We start from the raw sequence: 2,572 nt of genomic DNA, 5'->3' as shown, positions 1-2,572 counted from the left end.
CCAGGATGTCGAGGCCCGGCACGAGGGCGCGCAGCCGCTCGGCCATGGGGCCGATATCCTCGATNCGCGGGCAGACCACGAAGCTCTGGCCGCCCCGGCGGTGCTCGCGGATGAGCGCCTCGCGGACCGCCTCGGCGTCGAAGGGCGCCACCACGGTCCGGACCGGCTGGCGCAACGCCGGCGGCGTGGCCAGCACGCTGAGGCTCTGGAGGCCGACGAGCGCCGCCTGGAGCGTGCGCGGGATCGGGGTCGCGGTGAGCGTCAGGACGTGGCCGCCATCCGCGAGGCGGCGCAGGTCGGCCTTCATCTTCGCGCCGAAGCGCTGCTCCTCGTCGATCACGGTCAGGCCGAGATCCGCGAAGGACACCCCGCTGCCGGCGAGCGCGTGGGTGCCGACCACGAGCCGGATCGTGCCGTCGGCGAGCCCCGCCTTGACGCGCTTGGCCTCGGCCGGCGCCACGAGGCGCGAGAGCTGCGCCACCTCCACGCCGAACCGCCCGAAGCGGCGGCGCAGGGTCTCGGCATGCTGGCGGGCCAGCACGGTGGTCGGGGCGATCAGCGCCGCCTGCCGGCCGGAGAAGATCGCGGCCGCGAGCGCCCGGAGCGCCACCTCGGTCTTGCCGAAGCCGACATCGCCGCAGACCAGCCGGTCCATCGGCCGGCCGGAGGCGAGGTCGGCCATCAGCGCATCGACCGCAGCCGCCTGATCGGGCGTCGGCGCGAAGCCGAAGCCCGCGGCGAACCGCTCCATGTCCCGGGCCGGGGGCGACAGGACCGGCGCCTCCGTCTCCCGGCGGGCGCGGGCGGCCTCCAGCATCAGGCGGGCGGTCCGCGCCATGGTGGCCTCGGCCTCCAGGCGGCGCCGGGGCCACGTGCCGCCGTCGAGCTTGTCGAGGGGAACGGCGTCGGGCTCCGGGACCGTAGCGCCAGATCCGGTCGGCCTGGGTCCCCGGCACCATCAGGATCGCGTCGCCGGAAAAGCGCAGGCGCAGGGCCTCGGAGGGCTCCTCGCCCCGGGTCGTCACCGCCTCCAGCCCCTCGAACACGCACAGGCCGTGATCCCGGTCGACGGCCACGTCGCCGGGGCGCAGGTCGACCTCGCCCATGGGCAGGATCGCCCGGGCGCCCCCCGTGACGGCGGCCTCCGGGCCGAACAGGTCGGCGGCGGCGATCACGGTCGCGCCCTGCTCGGGCACCCGGAAGCCGGCCGCCAGCGGCGCCTCCAGGGCGAGGACGTCGCCGGGTGCCGCCTCGGCGACGTCGGCCCAGGCGTCGATCAGCCGGATCGGGCGCTCGGCGATCTTGCCCGCCTGGCGCACGAGGCGCCGGAGCGGCCGGACCGAACCGGCGAGCACGACGACGTCGCCGGCCTTCAGCCGCTCGCGCAGGACCTTGGCGAAGGCCGTTCCCGGCCGGCGCTCGCCGGCGAAGGTCGGCATGGCCCGGGGCTCCCCGGCCGCCTCGGTGACGGCAAGCCGGCCGTGCGCCGCCACGATGGCGCGCCACGCCTCCGGCGTCAGATAGAGGGCGGCGCCGGGCTGCCCCTGCGCGTCGCGGGCGGTCAGCCGGCCCCGCGCCTCGTCCATCTGCTCGAAGAAGGCGTCGACCCGGGCCTGCGTGCCGTCCTCGACCGCGAGGCGCGCGCCGGGCACGTAGTCCAAGAGGGTGACGAGGCGGGGGTAATAGCGGTCCAGGCGATGCTCCTGGCCGGTGAAGGGCTCGAAGCTCTGGCCGGATCCGGGCTCCAGGATGATCTCGGTGGCGGGATCGATCACGAGTTCGTCCGCCTCGGCCACCGAGCGCTGCGAGATCGGGTCGTAGGATCGGATCGCCGTGACGCGCCCCTCCGCGTGCTCGATCCGGCAGGGCCGCGGCGCGGCGGCGGGGAACACCTCGACGGTGCGGCCGCGGACGGCGATCTCGCCGGGCTCGTCGACCCGTTCGTCGAGGATGTAGCCGAGGCGCTTCAGGTCGGCGGTCGCGGCGGCGACGTCGAGGGGGTCGCCGACCCGCAGGGTCACGCGGGCCGAGGCCCAGGTCTCCGGCGGCGGCACGCGCTGCACGAGGGCGGGGGCGGTGGTCAGCACGAAATCCGGCAGCGCCTCCCGGTCGGTCAGCCAGCGCAGCACCGCGGCCCGGGCGCCCATCATGGCCCGCGACGGCGAGGCGTGGTCGAAGGGCAGGCAGTCCCATTCGGGATAGATCGCGACCTGCGCGTCGGGATCCAGCGCCCGGAGGGTCGCGGCGAGGTCCTCGAGGCGGCGGGCATCCCGGGCGACATGCACCACCGGACCCGGGCCCTCGGCATAGGCCAGGAGCGCCACCGCCAGGGCGCCGGTGGGCATCAGCGGCGCGTCCTCCAAGCCCTGATGGGCGCCCGCCTTCGTCCTGCGCTTGGCCATGCCTGATCCGAACCCGTCCCTCTTGAGCCGGCAACGCCGCACCGCCCCCGCGGGCTCCCGGCCGCGGCGATCCGATCCACAGCCGTGACCGCGCGGCCTCCGGTGCGGTCCGCGCCGGCACAGATCACGAAGACACCGCAGCGGGCGCCCGGACGGGATCGTCGGCCCGG

At 76.2% G+C, this 2,572-nt stretch carries 1 pseudogene; it reads right to left on the bottom strand.

Annotated features, from left to right (window positions below):
• Positions 1-2,402 (bottom strand): annotated as a pseudogene (locus I53_RS24415) (DEAD/DEAH box helicase); the annotation flags it as partial.
• Between the last annotated feature and the right edge of the window lie 170 nt (positions 2,403-2,572).

The organism is Methylobacterium sp. B1 (assembly GCF_000333255.1).
Classification (GTDB): Bacteria; Pseudomonadota; Alphaproteobacteria; order Rhizobiales; family Beijerinckiaceae; genus Methylobacterium; species Methylobacterium fujisawaense.
Note: the sequence above shows the minus strand (reverse complement) of the source record. Positions and strands in the feature narration are given on the sequence as shown.